Origin of the sequence: Nonomuraea salmonea (assembly GCF_042428605.1) — a bacterium.
GTDB classification, from domain to species: Bacteria; Actinomycetota; Actinomycetes; order Streptosporangiales; family Streptosporangiaceae; genus Nonomuraea; species Nonomuraea salmonea.
In genome coordinates this window covers 184,287-203,708 of sequence record NZ_JBHMCF010000020.1, presented here as the reverse complement: position 1 = coordinate 203,708, position 19,422 = coordinate 184,287, and the positions used below count along the sequence as shown (strand labels likewise).

16 protein-coding genes are annotated in these 19,422 nt (G+C 73.6%); 9 read left to right on the top strand and 7 right to left on the bottom strand.

The features are described from left to right. Window positions 1-81: 81 nt before the first annotated feature. From ACFFR3_RS21685 to ACFFR3_RS21675, 3 genes are read left to right on the top strand one after another with little or no spacing between them, the layout of a single operon-like run. Complete coding sequence (locus tag ACFFR3_RS21685) at window positions 82-1,320, top strand: ABC transporter substrate-binding protein (protein WP_345398328.1); 1,239 nt, start codon at window positions 82-84, stop codon at window positions 1,318-1,320. Beyond that, complete coding sequence (locus tag ACFFR3_RS21680) at window positions 1,317-3,911, top strand: ABC transporter permease subunit (protein ID WP_379483722.1); 2,595 nt, start codon at window positions 1,317-1,319, stop codon at window positions 3,909-3,911. Before ACFFR3_RS21685 ends, ACFFR3_RS21680 begins: the two co-directional genes overlap by 4 nt. 2 nt (window positions 3,912-3,913) lie before the next feature. Beyond that, a complete protein-coding gene (locus ACFFR3_RS21675; RefSeq protein ID WP_345398334.1) occupies window positions 3,914-4,654 on the top strand; it encodes an ABC transporter ATP-binding protein in 741 nt (246 codons plus the stop codon). A gap of 1 nt (window position 4,655) precedes the next feature. Here ACFFR3_RS21675 and ACFFR3_RS21670 read toward each other — a convergent pair whose 3' ends face one another. Next, a complete protein-coding gene (locus ACFFR3_RS21670; RefSeq protein ID WP_379483721.1) occupies window positions 4,656-5,375 on the bottom strand; it encodes a dienelactone hydrolase family protein in 720 nt (239 codons plus the stop codon). A 169-nt stretch (window positions 5,376-5,544) separates the two neighbouring features. Between ACFFR3_RS21670 and ACFFR3_RS21665 the strand changes: the two genes are divergently transcribed. The 6 genes from ACFFR3_RS21665 to ACFFR3_RS21640 all read left to right on the top strand — a co-directional run bounded on the left by ACFFR3_RS21665 (window position 5,545) and on the right by ACFFR3_RS21640 (window position 11,277). Beyond that, window positions 5,545-6,513, top strand: a complete 969-nt coding sequence (locus tag ACFFR3_RS21665; RefSeq protein ID WP_379483720.1) for an alpha/beta hydrolase — start codon at window positions 5,545-5,547, stop codon at window positions 6,511-6,513. A 136-nt stretch (window positions 6,514-6,649) separates the two neighbouring features. Then, on the top strand, window positions 6,650-7,210 hold the full coding sequence (locus ACFFR3_RS21660; RefSeq protein ID WP_345398343.1) for an RNA polymerase sigma factor: 561 nt from the start codon (window positions 6,650-6,652) through the stop codon (window positions 7,208-7,210). Then, window positions 7,207-8,142 carry a hypothetical protein gene (locus tag ACFFR3_RS21655; protein ID WP_379483719.1) on the top strand — a complete coding sequence of 312 codons (936 nt, stop codon included), beginning with the start codon at window positions 7,207-7,209 and terminating at the stop codon, window positions 8,140-8,142. Before ACFFR3_RS21660 ends, ACFFR3_RS21655 begins: the two co-directional genes overlap by 4 nt. A 245-nt stretch (window positions 8,143-8,387) precedes the next feature. After that, a complete protein-coding gene (locus ACFFR3_RS21650; protein ID WP_364380423.1) occupies window positions 8,388-9,488 on the top strand; it encodes an acyl-CoA dehydrogenase family protein in 1,101 nt (366 codons plus the stop codon). Then, window positions 9,485-10,441: an acyl-CoA dehydrogenase family protein gene (locus ACFFR3_RS21645; protein WP_379483718.1), complete on the top strand. Its 957-nt coding sequence runs from the start codon at window positions 9,485-9,487 to the stop codon at window positions 10,439-10,441. Before ACFFR3_RS21650 ends, ACFFR3_RS21645 begins: the two co-directional genes overlap by 4 nt. After that, entirely contained in the window at window positions 10,438-11,277 is an 840-nt protein-coding gene (locus ACFFR3_RS21640) for a TIGR03619 family F420-dependent LLM class oxidoreductase (RefSeq protein WP_379483717.1), read from the top strand. Before ACFFR3_RS21645 ends, ACFFR3_RS21640 begins: the two co-directional genes overlap by 4 nt. 105 nt (window positions 11,278-11,382) lie before the next feature. On the opposite strand, the gene ACFFR3_RS21635 is transcribed toward ACFFR3_RS21640, so the two are convergent. The 6 genes from ACFFR3_RS21635 to ACFFR3_RS21610 form a co-directional block, all read right to left on the bottom strand. Continuing rightward, complete coding sequence (locus tag ACFFR3_RS21635; protein ID WP_379483716.1) at window positions 11,383-14,148, bottom strand: CHAP domain-containing protein; 2,766 nt, start codon at window positions 14,146-14,148, stop codon at window positions 11,383-11,385. 263 nt (window positions 14,149-14,411) lie between these two features. Continuing rightward, window positions 14,412-15,161 carry a glucose 1-dehydrogenase gene (locus tag ACFFR3_RS21630; protein ID WP_364380434.1) on the bottom strand — a complete coding sequence of 250 codons (750 nt, stop codon included), beginning with the start codon at window positions 15,159-15,161 and terminating at the stop codon, window positions 14,412-14,414. After that, window positions 15,148-17,154 (bottom strand): acetate--CoA ligase family protein, encoded by a 2,007-nt coding sequence (locus ACFFR3_RS21625; RefSeq protein ID WP_379483715.1) that lies wholly within the window; start codon window positions 17,152-17,154, stop codon window positions 15,148-15,150. The genes ACFFR3_RS21630 and ACFFR3_RS21625 overlap by 14 nt, the downstream gene beginning before the upstream one ends. Before the next feature lie 3 nt (window positions 17,155-17,157). Further along, on the bottom strand, window positions 17,158-18,684 hold the full coding sequence (locus ACFFR3_RS21620; protein WP_379483714.1) for a class I adenylate-forming enzyme family protein: 1,527 nt from the start codon (window positions 18,682-18,684) through the stop codon (window positions 17,158-17,160). Between the two features lie 15 nt (window positions 18,685-18,699). Beyond that, window positions 18,700-19,023: a VOC family protein gene (locus ACFFR3_RS21615; RefSeq protein ID WP_345398370.1), complete on the bottom strand. Its 324-nt coding sequence runs from the start codon at window positions 19,021-19,023 to the stop codon at window positions 18,700-18,702. Continuing rightward, window positions 19,020-19,382, bottom strand: a complete 363-nt coding sequence (locus ACFFR3_RS21610) for a Zn-ribbon domain-containing OB-fold protein (RefSeq protein WP_345398373.1) — start codon at window positions 19,380-19,382, stop codon at window positions 19,020-19,022. The genes ACFFR3_RS21615 and ACFFR3_RS21610 overlap by 4 nt, the downstream gene beginning before the upstream one ends. Between the last annotated feature and the right edge of the window lie 40 nt (window positions 19,383-19,422).

Genomic DNA, 19,422 nt, shown 5'->3' with positions numbered 1-19,422 from the left:
CCCGTTGACGGCGCCGTAAGGCGAATTTACGCTCGGACGAAACCAAGCGAGCGCTAGGCCAAGGCGCAAGGGGAGGCCGTCATGGTGCGAGTGAGGTCGGTGGCCCTGGTGACGGTCCTTCTCGCGACCGGATGCGCGGCCCAGCAGCAGGGCGGCGCCGCGGGCGGGGGCGCGGCCGGTGTGACGGACGCGACGATCAAGGTCGGTGGTGTGCTGACCAAGACCAGCGCCAGCGGTTACTCCACCAAGGACGCCGAGCTGGGCGCCAAGGCCAGGTTCGAGCGGGCCAACGCGGAGGGCGGCGTGCACGGCCGCACGATCGAGTTCCTCGGGGCCGAGGACGACGGCCAGGACGCCGCCAAGGGCGACGCGGCGGCCAAGAAGCTCGTGCAGAAGGACTCGGTGTTCGCCCTCGTCCCCGTGCACGCGCCCAACTTCGGTGGCGCCGCCTTCCTTGAGCAGCAGGGCGTGCCGTGGTTCGGCTGGGCGACGGGCCCGCAGTGGTGCGGCACGAAGACCGGCTTCGGCTACAACGGCTGCCTGGCGCCCAAGCAGGGCGCGGGCTCGCAGACGTGGTGGGGCCGCCAGATGGCCGACCTGCTCGGCGGCGCCGAGGGCAAGAGCGTGTACGTCCAGACCTCCGACTCCAGCGGCAGCAAGTACGGCGGCACGACCATCTCCCAGTCGTTCACCGCGGCCGGGTTCGAGCTGGCCGGCGTGAACTCGGGCCTGCCGGCCGCCGCACCCCCGCCCGACTGGCTCCCGTACGTCAACAAGATCATGACATCCGACGGTGGCGGGCCGCCCGACGTCGTGGTGTCGGTGATCGCCGGCACCAAGTTCAACGTCGGCCTGTACTCGGCGCTCAAGCGGGCCGGCTACAGGGGCGTGCTCACCGACGCCACCAGCTACGACGCCGCCATACTCAAGGACCCCGCCAGCGCGAAGGCCCTGGAGGGCGTGATCGCGGCGCCCATGTTCGAGCCCTTCGAGTCGGACGCCCCCGAGGTCGCCCAGCTCAGGCAGGACGTCGAGAAGGCCGCGCCGGGCACCGAGCTGACCCAGCACCTCGCCATCGGCTACTGGGCCGCCGACATCTTCCTCGACCTGCTGGACAAGACCGGCAAGGAGCTGACCAGGGAACGCTTCCTCGCCACCGCCAACGGCTCCTACGTCTACGAGAACCCCGGCTTCGGCCGCATCGAGTATCCGAAGGACCACAGCGAGCCCAACGGCTGCGGCGCCCTGGTCAAGCTGGAGGGCGGCGCCTTCCAGGTGGCCAGGAACATGCGCTGCTTCGGCAACGTGCCGCTGAAATGATCGCCTACGTCCTCAGCGGCCTGGTCACCGGCGCGGTCTTCGCGGTCATGGGGGCGGGCCTGACGCTCTCGTACGCCGCCACCGGCGTGTTCAACTTCGCCCACGGCGCCATCGGCTTCCTGACCGCCCTGCTGTTCTACGAGCTGACCCAGGCCGGCGTGCCCGCGCTGCCGTCGGCCCTGCTGGCGGTGGCGCTGTTCGCGCCCGCGCTCGGCTACGCCCTGCACAAGGCCATGTTCAGGGGCCTCGCGCAGGCGGGGGAGACCGCGCAGATCGTGGCCACCATCGGGCTCACGATCGCCCTCCCCGCGGCCGGTCTGCTGGTCGTGGATGTGGCCGGGCTGCCGCCCGCCGACGCGACAGCGCTGCCGCGCGGCGTCGGGCCGCACCCGGCCGTGGACGTCGAGGTGTTCGCCGTGCGGCTGGACAGCGACCAGCTCATCACGTTCCTGTGCTCGGCGCTCGCGGCGGCCGGGTTGTGGGCGTTCATGCGGCACACTCCGTACGGGCTGCGCATGCGCGCCTGCGTGGACCGGCGGCGGCTGGCCACGCTGCGCGGCATCGACGCCGGCGCCGCGTCGGCGCTGGCCTGGACGCTCTCCTCAGGGCTCGCCGGGCTGGCCGGGGTGCTGGCGGTGCCGGTGCTGGGGCTGGACGCGACGGCGTACACGGTGCTGCTGTTCGCCTCGGCGACGGCGGCGGTGTTCGGGCGGCTGCGCTCGATCCCGTGGACGTTCGCGGCCGGGCTGGCGCTCGGCGTGATCCAGAACCTGGTGGCCGGCTACACCGACTTCCTCGAAGAGGTGACCGGGCTGCGTACGGCGGTGCCGGTGATCCTGCTGTTCGCCGGGCTGGTGCTGCTCAACAGGGCGCGTGACCGGGTCGCGGGCAGCGCGGCCGAGGACGCGCCGCCGCCCGACCACCTGGCCGGGCTGCCGCCGTGGCGGCGCCGGCTGCCGTGGGCGCTGGGCGCGCTCGCGCTGGCCGCCTTCGCCTTCGCGGGCCCGGTCTATTACGTGGGCGTGGCCGCGCAGGGCCTGGTGCTGGCGCTGATCTTCTGCTCGTTCGTGATCGTCACCGGCATCGGCGGCATGGTGAACCTGGCCCAGGCCGCCTTCGCCGCCATGGCCGCGCTGACCTGCGGCTGGGCGTTCACCTCAGGGCTGCCGTTCGCCGCCGCGATCGTGCTCGGCGTGCTGGCAGCGGCGGCGGCCGGGATGCTGGTGGCGCTGCCCGCGCTGCGGCTCGGCGGCCGGGTCCTGACGCTGGCGACGCTCGCCATGGCGCTGCTGGCCGACCAGGTGCTGTTCCAGGTGGACGCGTTCAGCAACGGCACGATCGGCTGGGCGCTGCCGGCGCTCGGGTTCGGCTTCGCCGACACCTCGGATCCGCGCGTGCGCGTGGTGCTGCTGCTCGCGCTCATCGGGGCCGTGGCGCTGCTCGTCCGCAACCTCGAACGGTCGGCGTCAGGGCGGGCGATCCTGGCCGTGCGCTCGGCGCCCGCCGCGGCCGTCACGTCGGGGCTGTCAGCGCCGCGTACAAAGATCGTGCTGTTCGTGCTGGCGTCGGCGGTCGCGGGGCTGGGCGGGGTGCTGTTCGCGATCTTCAAGGGCTCGATCACGGCGACCGACCTGCCGGCCTTCTCCGGGTTCGTCTGGCTGGCCATCGTGGTGCTGCAGGGCGTGCGGCGGATCGGCGGAGCCGTGCTGGGCGGGCTCGTCGCCGTCGCCGTGCCCGAGCTGCTGGCCGTCTGGGACCTGTCCGCGCACGTCGGCGCGATCCTGTTCGGGCTCGGCGGCGTCATCCTGGCCAAGCACCCCGACGGCGTGCTCACCCAGATGGCCGGGCTGCGGCACAGGAAACGGGAGCGCCCCGAGCCCGAGGTACGGGCCGAGCCGGCCGTGCGGGAGCGGCGGCTGTTCACCCTGGAAGGCGTCGCCGCCGGATACGCCGACACCACCGTGCTGCGCGGCGTGGACCTGACCGTCGGCCCCGGCGAGGTGGTCGCGCTGCTCGGCGCGAACGGCGCGGGCAAGTCCACCACCTGCGCCGTCGCGGTCGGCGACCTGCCCGTGAGCGCGGGCCGCGTGCTGCTCGACGGCCGCGACGTCACTGCCTGGCCCGCCCACCGCAGGGCCCGCGCCGGCATCCTGCTGGCGCCCGAGGGCAGGGGCGTCTTCCCCGGGCTGACCGTGGAGGAGAACCTGCGCACCTGGCTGCCCGACCCCGAGCCGGTCTTCGCGCGGCTGCCGCACCTCGGCGAGCGCCGCCACGTGCCGGCCGGCGCCCTGTCCGGCGGCGAGCAGCAGCTGCTCACGCTCGCCCCCGCGCTCATCAGGCCGCCGCGCGTGCTCGTCGCCGACGAGCCGTCGCTGGGGCTCGCGCCCATGGTGGTGCGGCAGGTGTTCGAGGTCTTCGCCGAGCTGCGGGCGCGCGGGGTCGCGCTGCTGCTGGTCGAGGAGAAGGCCACCGAGGCGCTGGCGGTCGCCGACCGGGTGGCGTTCATGCGGCTCGGCCGCGTCACCTGGTCGGGGCCGCGCGACGAGGTGGACGGCGAGCGGCTGACCGCCGCCTACCTGGGGGTGCGCTGATCATGCTGGCGGTGGACGGGGTGTCGGTCGCCTTCGGCGGTGTCAAGGCGCTGGACCAGGTGTCGTTCGAGGTCGAAGAGGGAGTCGTGTGCGGCGTGATCGGGCCGAACGGGGCAGGCAAGACCACCCTGTTCGACGTCGTGTCCGGGCTGCGCAGGCCGGTCGAGGGCCGGGTCCGCGTCGACGGGCGGGACGTGACCGGGCTGCCGCCGGTCCGGCGGGCCAGGGCGGGGGTGCGCCGCACGTTCCAGCGCACGCAGGTGTTCGGCCGGCTCACGGTCGAGGACAACGTGCTGGCCGCGCTCGACTGGCACGGCGGCGGTGGCGGGCTGGCCGCCGACCTCGTCGGCCTGCCCGCCCGGCGGCGGCTCGAACGTGACCGGCGCGAGCGCGTCGCCGAGGTGCTGGCGCTGTGCGGGCTCGACGGGCACCGCGAGGCGTACGCGGCAGCGCTGCCGGTCGGCGGGCGGCGCCTGGTCGAGCTGGCCAGGGCGCTGGCCGACCGGCCCAGGCTGCTGCTGCTCGACGAGCCCACCTCCGGGCTCGACGCCGCCCAGACCGCCCGCCTGGCCGAGGTCGTCAGGAGCCTGGAGACCACGGTGCTGCTGGTCGAGCACGACATGGGGTTCGTCATGGACGTCTGCGACCGGATCGTCGTGCTCGACCTCGGCCGGGTCATCGCCGCGGGGCCGCCCGCCGAGATCCGCGAAGACCCCGTCGTCCGGGCTGCCTACCTGGGATGACTCAGGAGTGGCGCTCGACGAAGTCGAGGATGCGCCGCCATGAGTCCTGGCAGACCTCGGTCCACTTCGTGTACGAGCGGTCGAAGTACGCGTGCGGCGCGCCCGGATAGACGTGCTTCTCGTACGGGGTGCCGGCCCGGTCGAGCGCGGCCTCGTACGCGGCGGACTGCTCGCGCGGCGTGGCCCGGTCGGCGCCGCCCAGCAGCATCAGCAGCGGCGCGCCGGGCCCCGACTCGGGCGGCTCCACGAAGCGCAGGGTGGGGTAGAAGCCGATGCCGCCCGCCAGCCCGTTGCCCTCGGCGGCCTGCCGCAGCGACTGCGCGCCGCCCAGGCAGAACCCCACGGTGAACACCGGCCCGTCCAGCGCCTGCGTGGCCGCCAGCGCGTCGGCCCTGACGTGGTCGCTGGTGAGCTGGTCGACGTGGGGACGGAACGGGAAGTCGTCGCCGCGGTCGCCGAGGCCCGCCGTGCGGCCGAAGTAGTCGATCGCGATCGTCCGGAACCCCGCCTCGGCGAACCGGACCGCGAGGTCACGGTAGTAGGGGTGCAGCCCGCGGATGTCCGGCAGGATCACCATGCTCCGGCCGTTCGGCTCGGCGGGTTCGGCCCGGTAGGCGAGGAAGCGGTTGCCGTCGGCGGCGGTCAGCTCGGTCTGCTCGTGCGCGGCCACCTCGCCACGCACGGGCGGGGCGGGCGGCCTGCTGTCGGTGGAGTGGCACATGATGATCAGCATGCCGGACGGCGGCGGCTTCGTCCCGTATCCGGGGCGGCCGTTCGCCGAACGGCGGGGGCACGGGGGCCGATCTCCGCCATATGGCGGTTGTGCGACGATGACCGGGAATTCCACGATGTCAGCAGAGACAGCACCCCTTCGCGGAAGGAAACAGCCCATGGCGCATCACCCCAACCTGGACGCCGAGCTGCGTGCCGGGGTCGAGCAGGTCGCGCAGATGCCCGGGATCGACTTCGCGTCGCTGACGTACGAGGCGCTGGCCGAGCATCGGGCCCAGCTCAACGCCATGATGGCCGCCGCGCCGAGGCCGCTGACCGAGGTCTCGATCGAGGACCGGCTGGTGCCGGGGCCCGCGGGTGCGCCGGACGTACGGGTGCGCGTCTACCGGCCCGCCGAGCCGGGCGCGAACCGGCCCGCGCTCTACTGGATCCACGGCGGCGGCATGATCATCGGCAAGCCGGAGATGGACGACGAGATGATCGTCCGCTACGTCGAGCGGCTCGGCCTGGTCGCCGTCTCCGTCGACTACCGGCTCGCCCCCGAGCACCCCCATCCCGCGCCCGTCGAGGACTGCTACGCGGGCCTCGCCTGGACCGCCAAGAACGCCGCCGAGCTGGGCATCGACCCGGCCCGGCTGGCCGTCGGCGGGGCCAGCGCGGGCGGCGGGCTGGCCGCCGCCACCGTGCTGCTCGCCAGGGACCGCGGCGGCCCCGACCTCGCGTTCCAGCTGCTGATCTGCCCCATGCTGGACGACCGCAACGTCACGCCGTCCAGCCGCGCCTTCGCCGACGCCGTGGTGTGGCCCAGGTCGGCCAACCTCTACGGCTGGAAGGCACTGCTCGGCGACCTGGCGGGCACCGACGACGTGTCCCCTTACGCCGCCCCCTCCCGCGCCACCGACCTGTCCGGGCTGCCGCCGGCGTTCGTGGACGTGGGGGAGCTCGAGGTGTTCAGGGACGAGTGCATTGACTACGCGCAGCGGCTGGCCCAGGCCGGGGTCTCGACCGAGTTCCACCTGTTCCCCGGGGCCTTCCACGGGTTCGACATGATGGTGCCGGACGCCGAGCTGAGCCGGCGGGCGCGGGCGGCCAGGGAGGCGGCGCTCAAGCGCGCCTTCGGTATCTGACCACGTCTTCTTGAGGGGCACCTGCCGGGTCTTCCGGCGGGTGCCCCTTTGCGTGGAAATGATGGGGGCTGGGCGTACATAGAGGTAGGTGTCCGTGTCAATCGTCTGCTGAGGAGATCTGCCATGGGGACCGCCTGTGGATGACGAGCGGCTGGCCCGGTTCGAGGCCGCCTATGACCTGGCGTACGGCAGGATCACCGCCTACGCCGTACGCCGCTGCGACTCGCCCCAGGACGCCGCCGACGTCGTGGCGGAGACGTTCACCATCGCCTGGCGGCGGGTGGCGGAGCTGCCGGACGGCCCCGAGGTCGTGCCCTGGCTGTACGGCGTGGCGCGCAAGGTGCTGGCCAACCACTTCCGCGGCGACAACCGCCGCAGGGCCCGCACCGCCGAGCTGGACGCCGAGCTCGCCGACCTCTACGGGCACTCCCCGGACACCGAGGTCGAACTGGACGCGATCGGGCGGGCCTTCAGAAGCCTGCCCGACGACGACAGGGAGCTGCTGGCCCTGGTCGCCTGGGAGGGCCTGGAGCGCGAGGAGATCGCGCAGGCGCTGGGGCTGTCCCGCAACGCCGTACGGATCCGGCTGTACCGGGCCCGCAAACGGCTGTCCCGGGCACTCGCCGACGCCGGGGTGCACGTCGGCACGCGGGCTCGGCCCGCATTGGTGGAACGGTCGCAGGGAGGAGCGCTGTGAAGGACATCGACGAGATCGAGGCGATCAAGCCGCTGGCCCGGGTCGCACCCGGTGGCCTCGGCGGCGAGCCGTCCGGCGCGGGGGCGCGGGCGCTGCTGGCCGAGATCACCGCGCAGGAGCCGGAACCGGTGCGGCGGCCCCCGCGCTCGTTCAAGCGGCCGTTGCTCGGCCTGGCGGCGGCCGTCGTGCTCGCCGCGGGCGTCGTCGTGGTGCCGAGCGTGCTGCGCGGTGGCGCGCCCAGCTCGTACGCCGTGGACATGCAGGACGGGATGGTGACGATCCAGATCCGCGACTTCGACGACGCTGAGGGGCTGGAGCGGCGGTTGCGGGAGCTGAACGTTCCCGCGACGGTCGACTTCGTCCCCCAGGGCATGATGTGCCGGGAACCGCGTGGCGAGCACGTGAGGAACATCCCCCGTGGCGTCTACAGCCTGCCGGAGAACATCCCGGGCGAGCGGGAGGGGTGGCAGATGCGGATCAACACGAAGCTGTTCCGGCCGGGCCAGACGTTCGTGTGGAGCATCAGCGGCAAGGGCGGCATGACCACCACGTACCTGATGGAGGGCCCGATCGCGCCCTGCGAGCCCGTCCCCGCGCCCAAGCCCTCGTTCAAGGAGCCGGAGTTCCGCGTCGCCACCGACAGGGGCCGCTCCCTGGAGGACCTGCGCGTGGACGAGAAGACCGTCGGTGAGGTCCTCCCCGAGCTGCGCAGGCGCGGCAAGAAGGTCGTCTTCGCGGTCATCTCCGTGCCGCCGGGGAACCCCGGAGGGTACGGCATCGTGCGTACCCAGGAGGAGCCCGTCGGGGACGACTGGGTGGTCTGGGAGGCCGAGGAGAACGCCAAGGGGGTGATCCGCCTGCTCGTGACCGAGCATCGGCTGGACAAGAACCCCGTCTACGGCGGTCCCAGGGACGCGCTCATCCCGGACTGAGCAGCCTGCCTCAGCCGGGGACGGCTCCGGCGCCGGCCGCGGCCGCATCCCGATTTCGGTGCCGATTTCGGTGCCGATTTCGGTGCCGGGTGAGGTGCCGGGTGAGGTGGTGGTGTGGCCGTCGGGGGTGACGCGGGTGCGGCGGACGGTGGCGGCGTCGAGCGTGGACAGGGGCGCGGCAGCAGTCCCTGCACGACGTCAGCCTGACCTGGTCAGCTCACCAAGCGTGCGCTAGGTTGGTTGTCGTGGATCTCGACTTCTCCCCGGCCGAGCGGGACTTCCGCGCCGAGGTTCGCGAGTGGCTGAGCACGCACGTCCCCGATCACCTCCCGTCCATGGACACCCCTGAGGGCTTCGCCGCCCACCGGGCCTGGGAGGCGGAGCTGGCCGCCGCCCGGCTGTCCGTCGTCTCCTGGCCCGAGGAGTACGGCGGCAGAGGCGCCTCCCTCGTCGAATGGCTGATCTTCGAGGAGGAGTACTGGGCCGCCGGCGCCCCCGCCCGCGTCACCCAGAACGGCATCTTCCTCCTCGGCCCTTCGCTCATGCGGTTCGGCACCGGGGAACAGCGGCGGCGCTGGCTGCCCGGCATGGCCTCCGGCGAGCAGGTGTGGGCCCAGGCGTGGTCGGAGCCCGAGGCGGGCAGCGACCTGGCCGCGCTCACCTCCAGGGCCGAGCCCGTGCCCGGCGGCTGGCGCCTGTACGGACACAAGACGTGGAGCTCGCGCGCCGCGTACGCCACCCACGGGTTCGGCCTCTTCCGCACCTCGGGCGAACGCCACCGCGGCCTGACCTACGTCCTGTTCCCCCTGTCCGACGTCGCCGTCCGGCCCATCGCCCAGCTCGACGGCCTGCCCGGCTTCGCCGAGCTGCACTTCGACGGCGTGTACGTGCCCGGCTCCCTCGTGCTCGGCCGGCCAGGCGACGGCTGGCGCATCGCCATGGCCACCACCTCGTCGGAACGCGGCCTCACCCTGCGCAGCCCGGGCCGCTTCCTCGCCACCGCCGACCGGCTCGTCGCCCTGGCCGCCGGCGCCGACCCGGCGCTCGCCGACCGGGCGGCGCGGTGCTGGGTGGAGGCGGAGGCGTACCGGCTGCACACGTACGCGACCGCGCGCGGGATCGCGGCGGGGGAGGAGATCGGGGCCGAGGCCAGCCTGGGCAAGCTCTTCTGGTCCGAGCTCGACCTGCGCATGCACGCCCTCGCGCTCGACCTGCTCGGCGACCGGGCCGGGGTGGAGGGGTGGCTCGACGGGTTCCTGTTCGCGCAGGCGGGGCCGATCTACGCGGGCACGAACGAGATCCAGCGCACGATCGTCGCAGAACGTCTCCTCGGACTTCCCCGATGATGATGGATGCCGCTTTCAGCGCCGATCAGCTCGCCCTGGCGGCGAACGTACGGGATGTGCTGCGGGCGCACTGCCCGCCCGCCGCGCTGCGCAGCGAGCGGCGGCCAGGGTGGAAGCAGCTCGCCGGGCTGGGGTTCTTCCAGGTGTTGTCGCCCGAGGAGGACGGCGGGCTGGGGTTGCGGCTGATCGACGTGGTGCCCGCGCTTGAGGAGACCGGGCGGGCCTGCCTGCCTGGGCCGGTCGTGGAGACCGCCGTGGTGGGGGCTTACCTGCTGGGCGGCGCTGAGCCGGTGACCGTGGCGGTGCTGCCGCCTGGGCAGGCTTATGCGGCCGATGCCGATCTCGCCGACCTGGTCGTGGTCGTGCGGGACGGCGCGGCCCGGTCGTTCCCCGCCGCGTCCGTGCGCCTCAGCCCACGTCCAGGGCCCGACCCGTGCCGGCCGCTGTTCGAGGTGACCACCGAGACGCCGGGTGAGCCGCTCGGCGCAGACGTGGGGGCGGCGCTGCGGGCCGGTGCCGTGGCGACCGCCGCGCAGCTCGTCGGGGTCGCCAGGCATCTGCTGTCCACGACCGTCGCATACGCCGGGGCCCGCACCCAGTTCGGCGCACCGATCGGGTCGTTCCAGGCCGTCAAGCACCAGCTCGCCGACGCGGCGGTGGCGGTCGAGTTCGCCGCGCCGCTGGTGTGGCGGGCGGCGGTGACGGCGGACAAGGCACTGGCCGGCGCGGACCGGGACGCGAGCGCCGCCAAGGCCGCCGCGGGCGAGGCCGCCACGCTCGCGGCCAGGACGGCGCTGCAGGTGCACGGCGCCATCGGCTACACCGACGAGCTGGACCTGCGGTTCTGGCTGGCCCGCGCGTGGTCCCTGTCCAGTGCGTACGGCACCACCGCCCACCACCGCGAACGCCTGCGCGCCGCCATCGTCGACGGCTCCCCTCGGAGGTACCCGTGAAGTTCGGCGTCCCGCTCGGGCTGCTGCATCCCGCCGCGTGGAAGGACGTGGCGGTGGCGGCCGACGAGCTGGGGTTCGAGTCGATGTGGCTGCCCGAGCACCTCGTCTTCACCACCGACCTGTCCACCGCTCACTACCCGGGCGCCACCTCGCCGGGGATCAAGCCGGGGACGCCGCTGTTCGACGCGCCCGCATACCTGTGCTGGCTGGCCGCCCTCACCTCGCACGTCAAGCTCGGCACCGCCGTGCAACTGCTCGCCCTGCGCCACCCCTTCGTCTCCGCCCGCGCCTTCGCCACCCTGGACGTGGTCTCCGCCGGGCGGGCCGTCTGCGGGGTCGGGGCGGGCTGGTATCGGGGGGAGTGGGACGCGGCCGGGGTGCCGTTCGAGAGCAGGGGGGCGCGACTGGACGAGGCCATCGAGGTCGTACGGCGGTTGTGGAGCGAGCCGGTGGTCGCCCATAGCGGGAGGTTCTACTCCTTTCCCGAGGTCGCCTTCGAGCCCAAGCCCGTGCAGCCGCACCTGCCCGTGCTCGCCGGCGGGGAGTCGGACGCTGCCTTGCGGCGGGCGGCGCTGCTGTGCGACGGGTGGATCAGCATGCCGCACACGCTCGCCTCCATCCGGCCCCGCCTCGCCGCCCTCGCGCGGCTGCGCTCAGGGGTGCCGGTGACGGCTCACGCGTACGAGCTGGGGTCCCCTGACGAGGTCGCCGAGTGGGCGGCGCTCGGGGTCGAGCGGCTGATCGTACGTCCCTGGACCCGCGGCCGCGACGCGGTGGCCCACCTGACCAGATTCGCCACCGCCTACGGCCTCACGCCCCCGTCGCCCCCGGCCTGACCGCCGCCGGCTACGGCCTCACGCCTCGTCGCCCCCGGCCTGACCGCCACCGGCTACGGCCTGACGCGCCCGTCGGCCCCGGCCTGACCCGCCCTCATGGGGTGGTCAGGCGTGGTGACGGCCGCTGGTGTCGGCGGTCAGCTCGTCCTCCGGGCGGGTGCGGCGGTGGCGGCGGCCCCTGGGCGGGGCGTCGGTGTAGGGGAACGCCGGGTGCTCGTCCGATGAGCGGCGACGGCGGCGGCCACGGTAGGTGGTCGCGGGCTCCGAGACGGTGAGCAGGCCGCCGGACCGCGCGGGCGGCGCGAAAGCGTCGAACGTGCTCGTCGCGCCGGGGATGACGATGCGCTCGAACGGGCTCGTGTCCACCACCCGGTCCAGGGGGCCGGTGTCGAGCACGACCTCCAGCGGGCCCGTGTCGTCCGTGAACCGGTAGCGGGACCTGTCGAAGTCCGGCTCGTAGGGCGCGGCCAGGAAGGTGGGCTCGTAGGGGGCCGCGTCGCGGGACACGCGGGCCGTGGCGCCGTGGGGATCGTAAGGCCCCCACCCGGTGGTGCCGCGGGACTCGCGCGGCCCCGCAGCGGCGGCGTCACGGCGGCCGTGGAAGCCGCGCGGGGCGCTGTAGGGCTCGTCGGCTCCCCACGTGGGGGTGTTGCGGGACTCGTGCGGCCTCGGGGCCGTGGTGCCACGGTGGTCGTGAGGCGCGCGGGTGTGGGGCTCGTCGGCCCCCCAGACGGTCGGGGAGCGGTGGTCGTGGGAGCCCTGGGCGGTGGCCGGGCCGTGCGGGGTGGCGTCGGTGGTCAGGTCGAAGGGGCGGATCTCCAAGGGGAGCCTGCGGTGCCTGGCGTGGCGGGCGCCGTGCCTCAGCGTGTCGCGTGCCGCCTCCCTCGCGGCGGCTTCCCTGGCGGCGGCGTGGCGCGCGGCCTCGCGCGCGGCGGCCTCCTTGGTCGCGGCGTGGCGCGCGGCCTGCCGGGCGGCGAGCTCCTTCGCGGCGGCCCGCTGCGCGGCCTCACGCGCGGTGGCCTCTTGTGCGACGGCCTCTCGTGCGACGGCCTCTTGTGCGCCGGCCTCGCGGGCGGCGATGCGGCGGGCGGCTTCCCGGGCGGCGGCGTGCTGGGCGGCCTCCTTGGCGGCCGCTTCTCTTGCGGCGGCGTGATGGGCGGCCTCGCGCGCGGCGGCGTCCTTGGCCGCGGCGTGGCGGGCGGCGTTCCTGGAGGCCGCGTGGCGGGCCCTGCCTCTGGAAGCGGCGTGCCGGGCCGAGTCCCTGCCGCCCGGACGGCGGGAACCGTCCCACGCGTCCCCGGCGGCCGAACCACCGTGCAGGTCGGTGTCTGCGGAGTGGCCGTCCGAGCCGAAGCCGGCGCGCACGCCGGAGGAGGGGGCCTCGAAAGCGTCGGGCCAGGGGGTGCCGTCGAAGGAGACGGACCGGGGGCCGAAGGCGGCGCGGGTGGTGTCCGAGCCGGCCCCTGCGGTGACCGGCCAGGCCGTGGAGTCGGTGGATTCCGGGAGGGGCCAGGCCATCGTGGTCGAGGCCGCGCTTGCCGCCGCCGGGGTCGTAGTGGTGGACGACGCTGCGGGGGTGAGGGTGCGGAGGGCGGCGGCGGTGGCGAGGCGTTCCGGGGTCTCCGGGAGGTCCACGGCGGTGCGGTGATCGGCCGTCGCCAGGACGGGGGCCGTTCTGCCGCGCCGGCGGCGGCCCTTCGCGCGGGACGGGCGGGGCGGCCTGGCCGGTGCGGCGGCCGCGGCGGCGGCCGAGCGCTGGCGGCGGGTCTTGGCCACGGCGAGCAGCGTCAGGGCGGCGATCAGCGTCGAGCCGACCAGCGTCGGGGTGTTGACGACGGGCAGCGGCCCGGTGGCGGAGGCGTCGGTGTGGGAGGGGAGGGGTTCGCTGGTCGCGGCCTCGGTGTCGGCCGTGGTGGGCTTGGCGTGCTTGCCCTTCTTCGCGGGGGCTCCGTTGGCGGCGCCGCTGGAGGCGCCGACCTGGGGTTCGGCCGGGGCCGACGCGGTGGGGGCGGGACGGGCGGCGGAGTCGTTCGTTCCCGTACGGGACTCGGACGCCTCCTTCGAGGAGGACTTGGACGTCTTCGCCGGCGCGTCCGCGTGCGCGTCCGAGGACGAGGACGACGACGAGGAGCGCGGGGCGCCGTGGGGGTCAGACTGGGCCTGCTCCGGGGTCTGGCCCTCGGTCTGGCCGGTCGCTCCCTGGTCGGTCTGGCCCGGCGTCAGGGACTGGATGCGGTCGCCGGACAGCGGCACCTGGGCGGAGCGGCCGTCGTCGCCCCGGGGGATCTGTGAGGTGAGCGACTGCTCGGGAAGCTGGATCGTACCAACCTCGCTTCCCGGCTTCCCCGCCTCCTTGAGCGCTTCCTGGGCCTCTTTCTCGGCCTTCTTCCTGGCCTTCTTGTCGAGCCGCTCCTTGACCCGCTGCGGGTAGCCGTAACCGACGACCTTGCTCGTGTCGCGTTCCTTGCGCTTGGCGACGCCGCCGTCGATGTTGCCCTCGATGGTGTGGATCCGGCCGCCCTCGACCCTGGTCACGACCCCGACGTGGTCGATCCTGTCGATGTCGTTGGAGCCGCTCCAGTCGTAGAAGACCAGCGCCCCGACTTCGGGCTTCTTCCCCCACGCGCCCTGCTTCTTGAACCACTTGGCGTGCTCGACGGTCCAGGCGAACTGGCCGACCCAGTCCTCGTAGCCGAGCTTGTGCGCGGCCCATGAGAGGTACATGTCGCACCACGGCGCGGAACTGTAGTCGGCGTCGAACTCGATGTTCTTGCCGTACCAGGCGCCGAACTTGGTGTACGAGCCCGACTTCTCGGAGTAGCCGATCTGGCTCTCGAGCAGTTCTATGTACTTCTGGATCTCTGGCGTCATGGAAGTGTGGGGGAACCTTCCGGGCAAGACCGGGTTCGACCCACCAGCCATGGGTAAAGGAGGGTAACCCGGGACTGATGTGACAAAACCGGAGGCCTGTCGTCTTCCGTGATGAGTGAGGTTATCGTGTCGTGACCTTAGCTCAAGCACGCACCCTGGGGGCAAGGGCCCTCACGGGGTAGAAACCAGCAGGTCAGTAACGTTGCCAGAAATGTCCGACCCTAGGTGGTTTAACACTAAAAGATCTACCTTGTGGTGAGATCTTAGTATCCTGCGCCGGTCAGCAGCCCGCCGTCCACGGTGAACTCGCTCCCCGTGCAGTAGCTGGCCCGGTCCGAGGCCAGGAACGCCACCACGTGCGAGACCTCCACCGGCTTGGCGAACCGCTTGATGACCATGGACTTGACGAACGCCTCCGCGTCCACCTCGCCGACCAGCTCGGGGTCCATGACCATGGAGGTGTTGATCGCTCCAGGGTGCACGGAGTTCACCCTGATCTTGAACTTCGCCAGCTCCCGCGCCGCCGACTTCGTCACGCCACGCACGCCGAACTTCGAGGCCGAGTACGCCGACAGCCCCTCCGCACCGACGTAGCCCTCGATGGAGGAGATGTTCACGATCGAGCCGCGCCCGGCGGCCTTCATGGGCTCGATGACCGACTTGATGCCGAGCCAGGTGCCCCTGAGGTTCACGCCGATCACCTGATCGAAGTCTTCGAGCGACATGTCGGCGATGCGCCGAAATTTCAAGATCCCGGCGTTGTTCACCAGCACGTCCAGCCGCCCGTACGCCTCGACGGCCGCCCCCACGGCCGCCTCCCACTCCTCCGGACGGGTCACGTCGTGCCGCACGTACACCGCGCCCGTCTCCGCCGCCAGCGCCTTGCCCTCCTCCTCCAGCACGTCCCCGAACACCACCCGCGCGCCCTCGGCCAGGAACAGCCGTACGTGGGCCTCGCCCATGCCCCGCGCACCGCCGGTGATCAGCGCGACCTTGCCGTCAAGCAGCCCCATGGCGTCCTCCTGCCGCGACGGCCACGGCGGCCGCCTCCATCGTGCGGTAGACGGGGATCCCGGCCGCCGCCGCGATCCGCCCGACCTCGTCCGTGACGCCCGGAGGCGCGCACTCGGCGTTCCTGGTGACGAGGGTGATCCTGGTGTGCGGGTGCGCGGCCTGGGCTCCCGCCAGGGCGTGCGCGTAGGCGTACAGGGGCTCGGCGGCGTCCCCGTACGTGAAGAAGGCCGTGACGTTCACGTGCGCCACCACGTCCCGGTACGGCCCCGCGAGCGCGTCGATCACCTCGGCCACGAGGCCGGCCCGCCCCATCGGACCCACGGGCACTTCGAGCGGGTTGCCCGTCGTCACCACGCCGAGCCCGCGCAGCGCGGCCAGGCGGTCGGCGGGCAGCGGGTCGAGGCGGACACCGGCCCGGTCGAACGCGTCCGCGGCGAGCACGCTCGCGCCCCCGCTCGGCCCGACCACGAGCGTCCTGTCACCCCTGACGGCGCGCCCGCCGTGCGCCTGGAAGAACGCCAGCACCCCGATCAGGTCGTCCTGGGACGTCACCAGCGTCACGCCCGCCTGCTCGGCCACCGCCGCCCAGATCCGCTCGTCGCTCACCAGGCCGCCGGTGTGCGAGGCGGCGGCCTGCCTGCCCTGCCCGGTACGTCCGCCGACCAGCAGCACCACGGGCAGGTCCGCGTCGCGCAGCGCCTCGTACAGTTCGCGGCCGTTCCTCGGGTCCTCCAGGTACAGCCCAGCCGCCCGCGTCTCGGGGTCCGCGGCGAGCCAGCGCAGCAGCTCGGCCGGGGTGACGTCGGCAGCGTTCCCGGCCGTGACGACCCGGCTGAACGCCAGCCCGCGCCGCTCCCCGACCTTGATCACCTCGCCGGCCAGGCCGCCGCTCTGCGAGATGAGCGCGACGGAGCCGGCCGGGCCCGTGCCGCCGCCGACGAACGTCTGACCGCCTCGGGGACAGTACACGCCCATGCAGTTCGGCCCGAGCAGCCGGACGCCGGCCGCGCGCGCCGCCGCCACCAGCTCGGCCTCCAGCTCGGGCCGTCCCGCCTCGCCGAACCCGCCGCTCATCACCTGCACGAACGGGACTCCCGCCGCCTGCCGCACCACCTCGGCACAACGTTCGGCGGGCACCGCCACCAGCGCGTAGTCCACGTCTGCGCGGTCGAGCGACGGCACGGCCGGCACCCCCGCGACCTCCTCCGCCGTCGGATGCACCGCCACCAGCGGGACGCCCGTCTCCCGGTAGAACCCGAGGAACATGTTCCCGAAGTTCGGCCTGCTCGTGGACGCCCCGACCACGGCCACGGCCCTGGGCTCGAAGAGCGGCAGGAAGTCGGTCGCGGGGGCTGCCGGGATCGGCGGGGTGGGGGCCGCGGGGAGATAGCGGGCGTCGACGGCCACCACGCCTGACGGGCCTGCTATGACCGGGTTCAGTTCGAACTCGCCCAGGTCCAGCCGCTCCCACAGTCCGCCGGGCCCGCCCACCGCCATGAGGAGCTTGACGACGGCGTCCTCGTCCACGGGCGGGGCGCCGCGCCAGCCGCGCAGCACGGCGGAGCCGCGCAGGGAGGCGGGCATGCGGCGGGCGTCCTCCTCGGAGATCGGGCAGAGCCGTACGGCGGTGTCGCGCAGCGCCTCCGTCCACACCCCGCCGAGCCCGGCGAGCAGCACGGGCCCGAACGCGGGGTCGCGCACCAGCCCGACGATCAGCTCGACCCCGGCGGGGACCTGCTCCTCGATGAGGAAACCGGCGGGCCGCAGCCGCTCGCGCAGCCGGTGGGCCGCCGGGGCCAGGCCGGCGTGGCGCAGGCCCAGCACCACCGCCCCCGACTCGGTCTTGTGCGTCAGCCCGGGACCGAACGCCTTCAGCGCCAGCGGCTCGGCCAGCTCCCCGGCCGCCGAGAAGTCGTCGCCGGCCACCACGACCCCGCGCGGCACCGGCACCCCGGCCTCGCGGATCAGCGCCTTGACCTCGTGCTCGTCCACGCTCTACCCGCGCACGCCGGGAAGCTCGCGGATCTTCCTGCGCAGCAGCTTGCCAGGCCCTCCGGAGGCGTCCCCGGTGTGGGGCAGCTCACCGGTCACCACGATGCGGTCGGGCCGCTGATGGGCGGGCAGCGCGTCGGCGAGGGCCGGCGCCAGCTTGGACGGGTCCAGCGTATGCCCGGCGCGCGGCACCACGGCCAGCAGCACCTCCTGCTCGGCGGCCCCCTCAGGGGTGCCCACCGCGCCCGCCTCGGCCACGCCGTCCAGCGCGCAGGCGGCGTCCTCGATGACGGCCGGCTGGGTCCAGACGCCGCCCTTGAGTATGGAGTCCTCGCGCCGCCCCAGCACCCGCAGCACGCCGTCGGGGGAGAGCGTGCCGAGGTCGCCGCCGACGTACCATTCGCCGCGCAGCACCTCCGCCGTGCGGTCGGGCAGCCCGTCGTAGCCGGCCATCCGGTGCGGCCCGGCCAGGTTGATCTCGCCGACCTCGTCGATCACCCGGTGGCCGTGGGGGCCGGTGACGCGCACGGCGTTCCCCGTACGGGCCCGGCCGGACGAGCCGAGCGGCGTGGAGCCGTCGTCCACCCGCCCCACGCATGTGTACGGCGCCTCGGTCTGCCCGTAATAGGAGTAGATGCCCGCCTGCGGCAGCCTGGCCTTGATGCGGTCGAGCATGGACGCCGTCAGCGGCTCACCGCCCAGCATGATCACCCGGATCGACGACAGGTCCACGCCCTCGTGCGCGGGCGAGGCCAGCAGCGCCGCGTAGAACGACGGGATCTGCGACACGTGCGTGACGCGCTCGCGCGGGACCACCCGCAGGAAGTTCTCCGGCCCCCAGTCCTGCTCCAGCACCAGGCGCATGCCCGCGTACAGGGCCGGGCCGACGATGGCCGGGAAGCCGATGCCCCAGATGATCGCCCCGGTGCCGAACACCGCGTCAGGGCCGCGCGGCACGTCCAGCCAGATCTGGGCGGTGGCCAGCGACGATGCGTGGGTGTGCACGACGGCCTTGGGCAGCCCTGTGGTGCCCGAGGTGTAGTAGAGCGCGAGCGGGTCGTCGTAGGACCCGCCGAGCGGCGGCTCCGCGTCGGACGCCTCCGGCAGCTCCCGTACGTCGATCCAGGTCGTCACCTGCGGCAGCTCCGGCCTGATGGCCTCGACCGCGGGGGCCACGGTGGCGTCGTGCACGAAGACCGTGCACCCCGAGGCGGCCACCACGTCGCGCAGCGTCTCGACCGGCCAGTACGGGTTCAGCGCCGCCGTCACCGCCCCGATCTTCGCCTGGGCCAGATAGACCTCGGCCACCTGCAACGTCTCGTTGAGCAGTGCCGCCACCCGGGTGCCCGGTGTGACCCCGGCGGCGATGAGGGCGTTGGCGCGGCGGTTGACGTTCCTGTTGAGCTGGTCGTAGGTGAAGCTGCGCTCCCCGCGGTACGTCAGCGCCACCTGGTCGGGCGTGCGCATCGCGCTCGCGGTCAGGATCGCGTGCCCGTAGTTGCCGTACGGCGATCGTGCCGGTCGTGCCATGGGGGTGCCTCCATCTCAGAGGGGCGAATAGAGCACGAAGACGTTGCCCGAGGGGTCGCGCAGCACGGCCCGCCTCTCGTGCGGTCCTGCCTCGGGCTCCCGCACCACCTCGGCGCCGCGCGCGACCAGCTCACCCACCTCGCGATCGACGTCCACCACCTTGTACGACACCGCGACCGACCCGGCGACGTGCTCCTCCGGCCCCGCCAGCGCCACGGTCACCCCGCCGCCGTCGAGCGCGGCGAACCTGTCGCCGTCGCGGAACTTCACCGGCAGGCCGTAGAACGCGATCGCCGCGTCCAGGTCGGCGACGGGGATCAGGACGTTGCCCAGCTTCACGCGGGCCTCCAGTGGGGCAGGTCGTCGTGGAAGGTCACGCGTACGGGGAGGCCGACGCGCACCTGCCCGGGCTCGCAGCCGATCACGTGCCCGAACGCGCGCACGCCTTCCGGCAGGTCGACCCAGGCCATGACGTACGGCTCGCGGCCCTGGTAGGCGGGGGAGAAGGAGCGGTGCACGACCGTGTAGGTGTGCACGACGCCGTCGCCTGAGACGGGGTCGAACACCAGTTGCCGGCCGCCGCACCAGGGGCAGGCCGGCTCGGGGAGGTGGATGCGGCGGTCGCAGGCCGTACAGCGCTGGATGACCAGCTCGCCGCGCGCGCAGGCGGCCCGGTAGGCAGAGGTGTCACCGCTCATCGTGCCTGCCAAGCTAGCGCACGCTTGGTTGCCCGGCAAG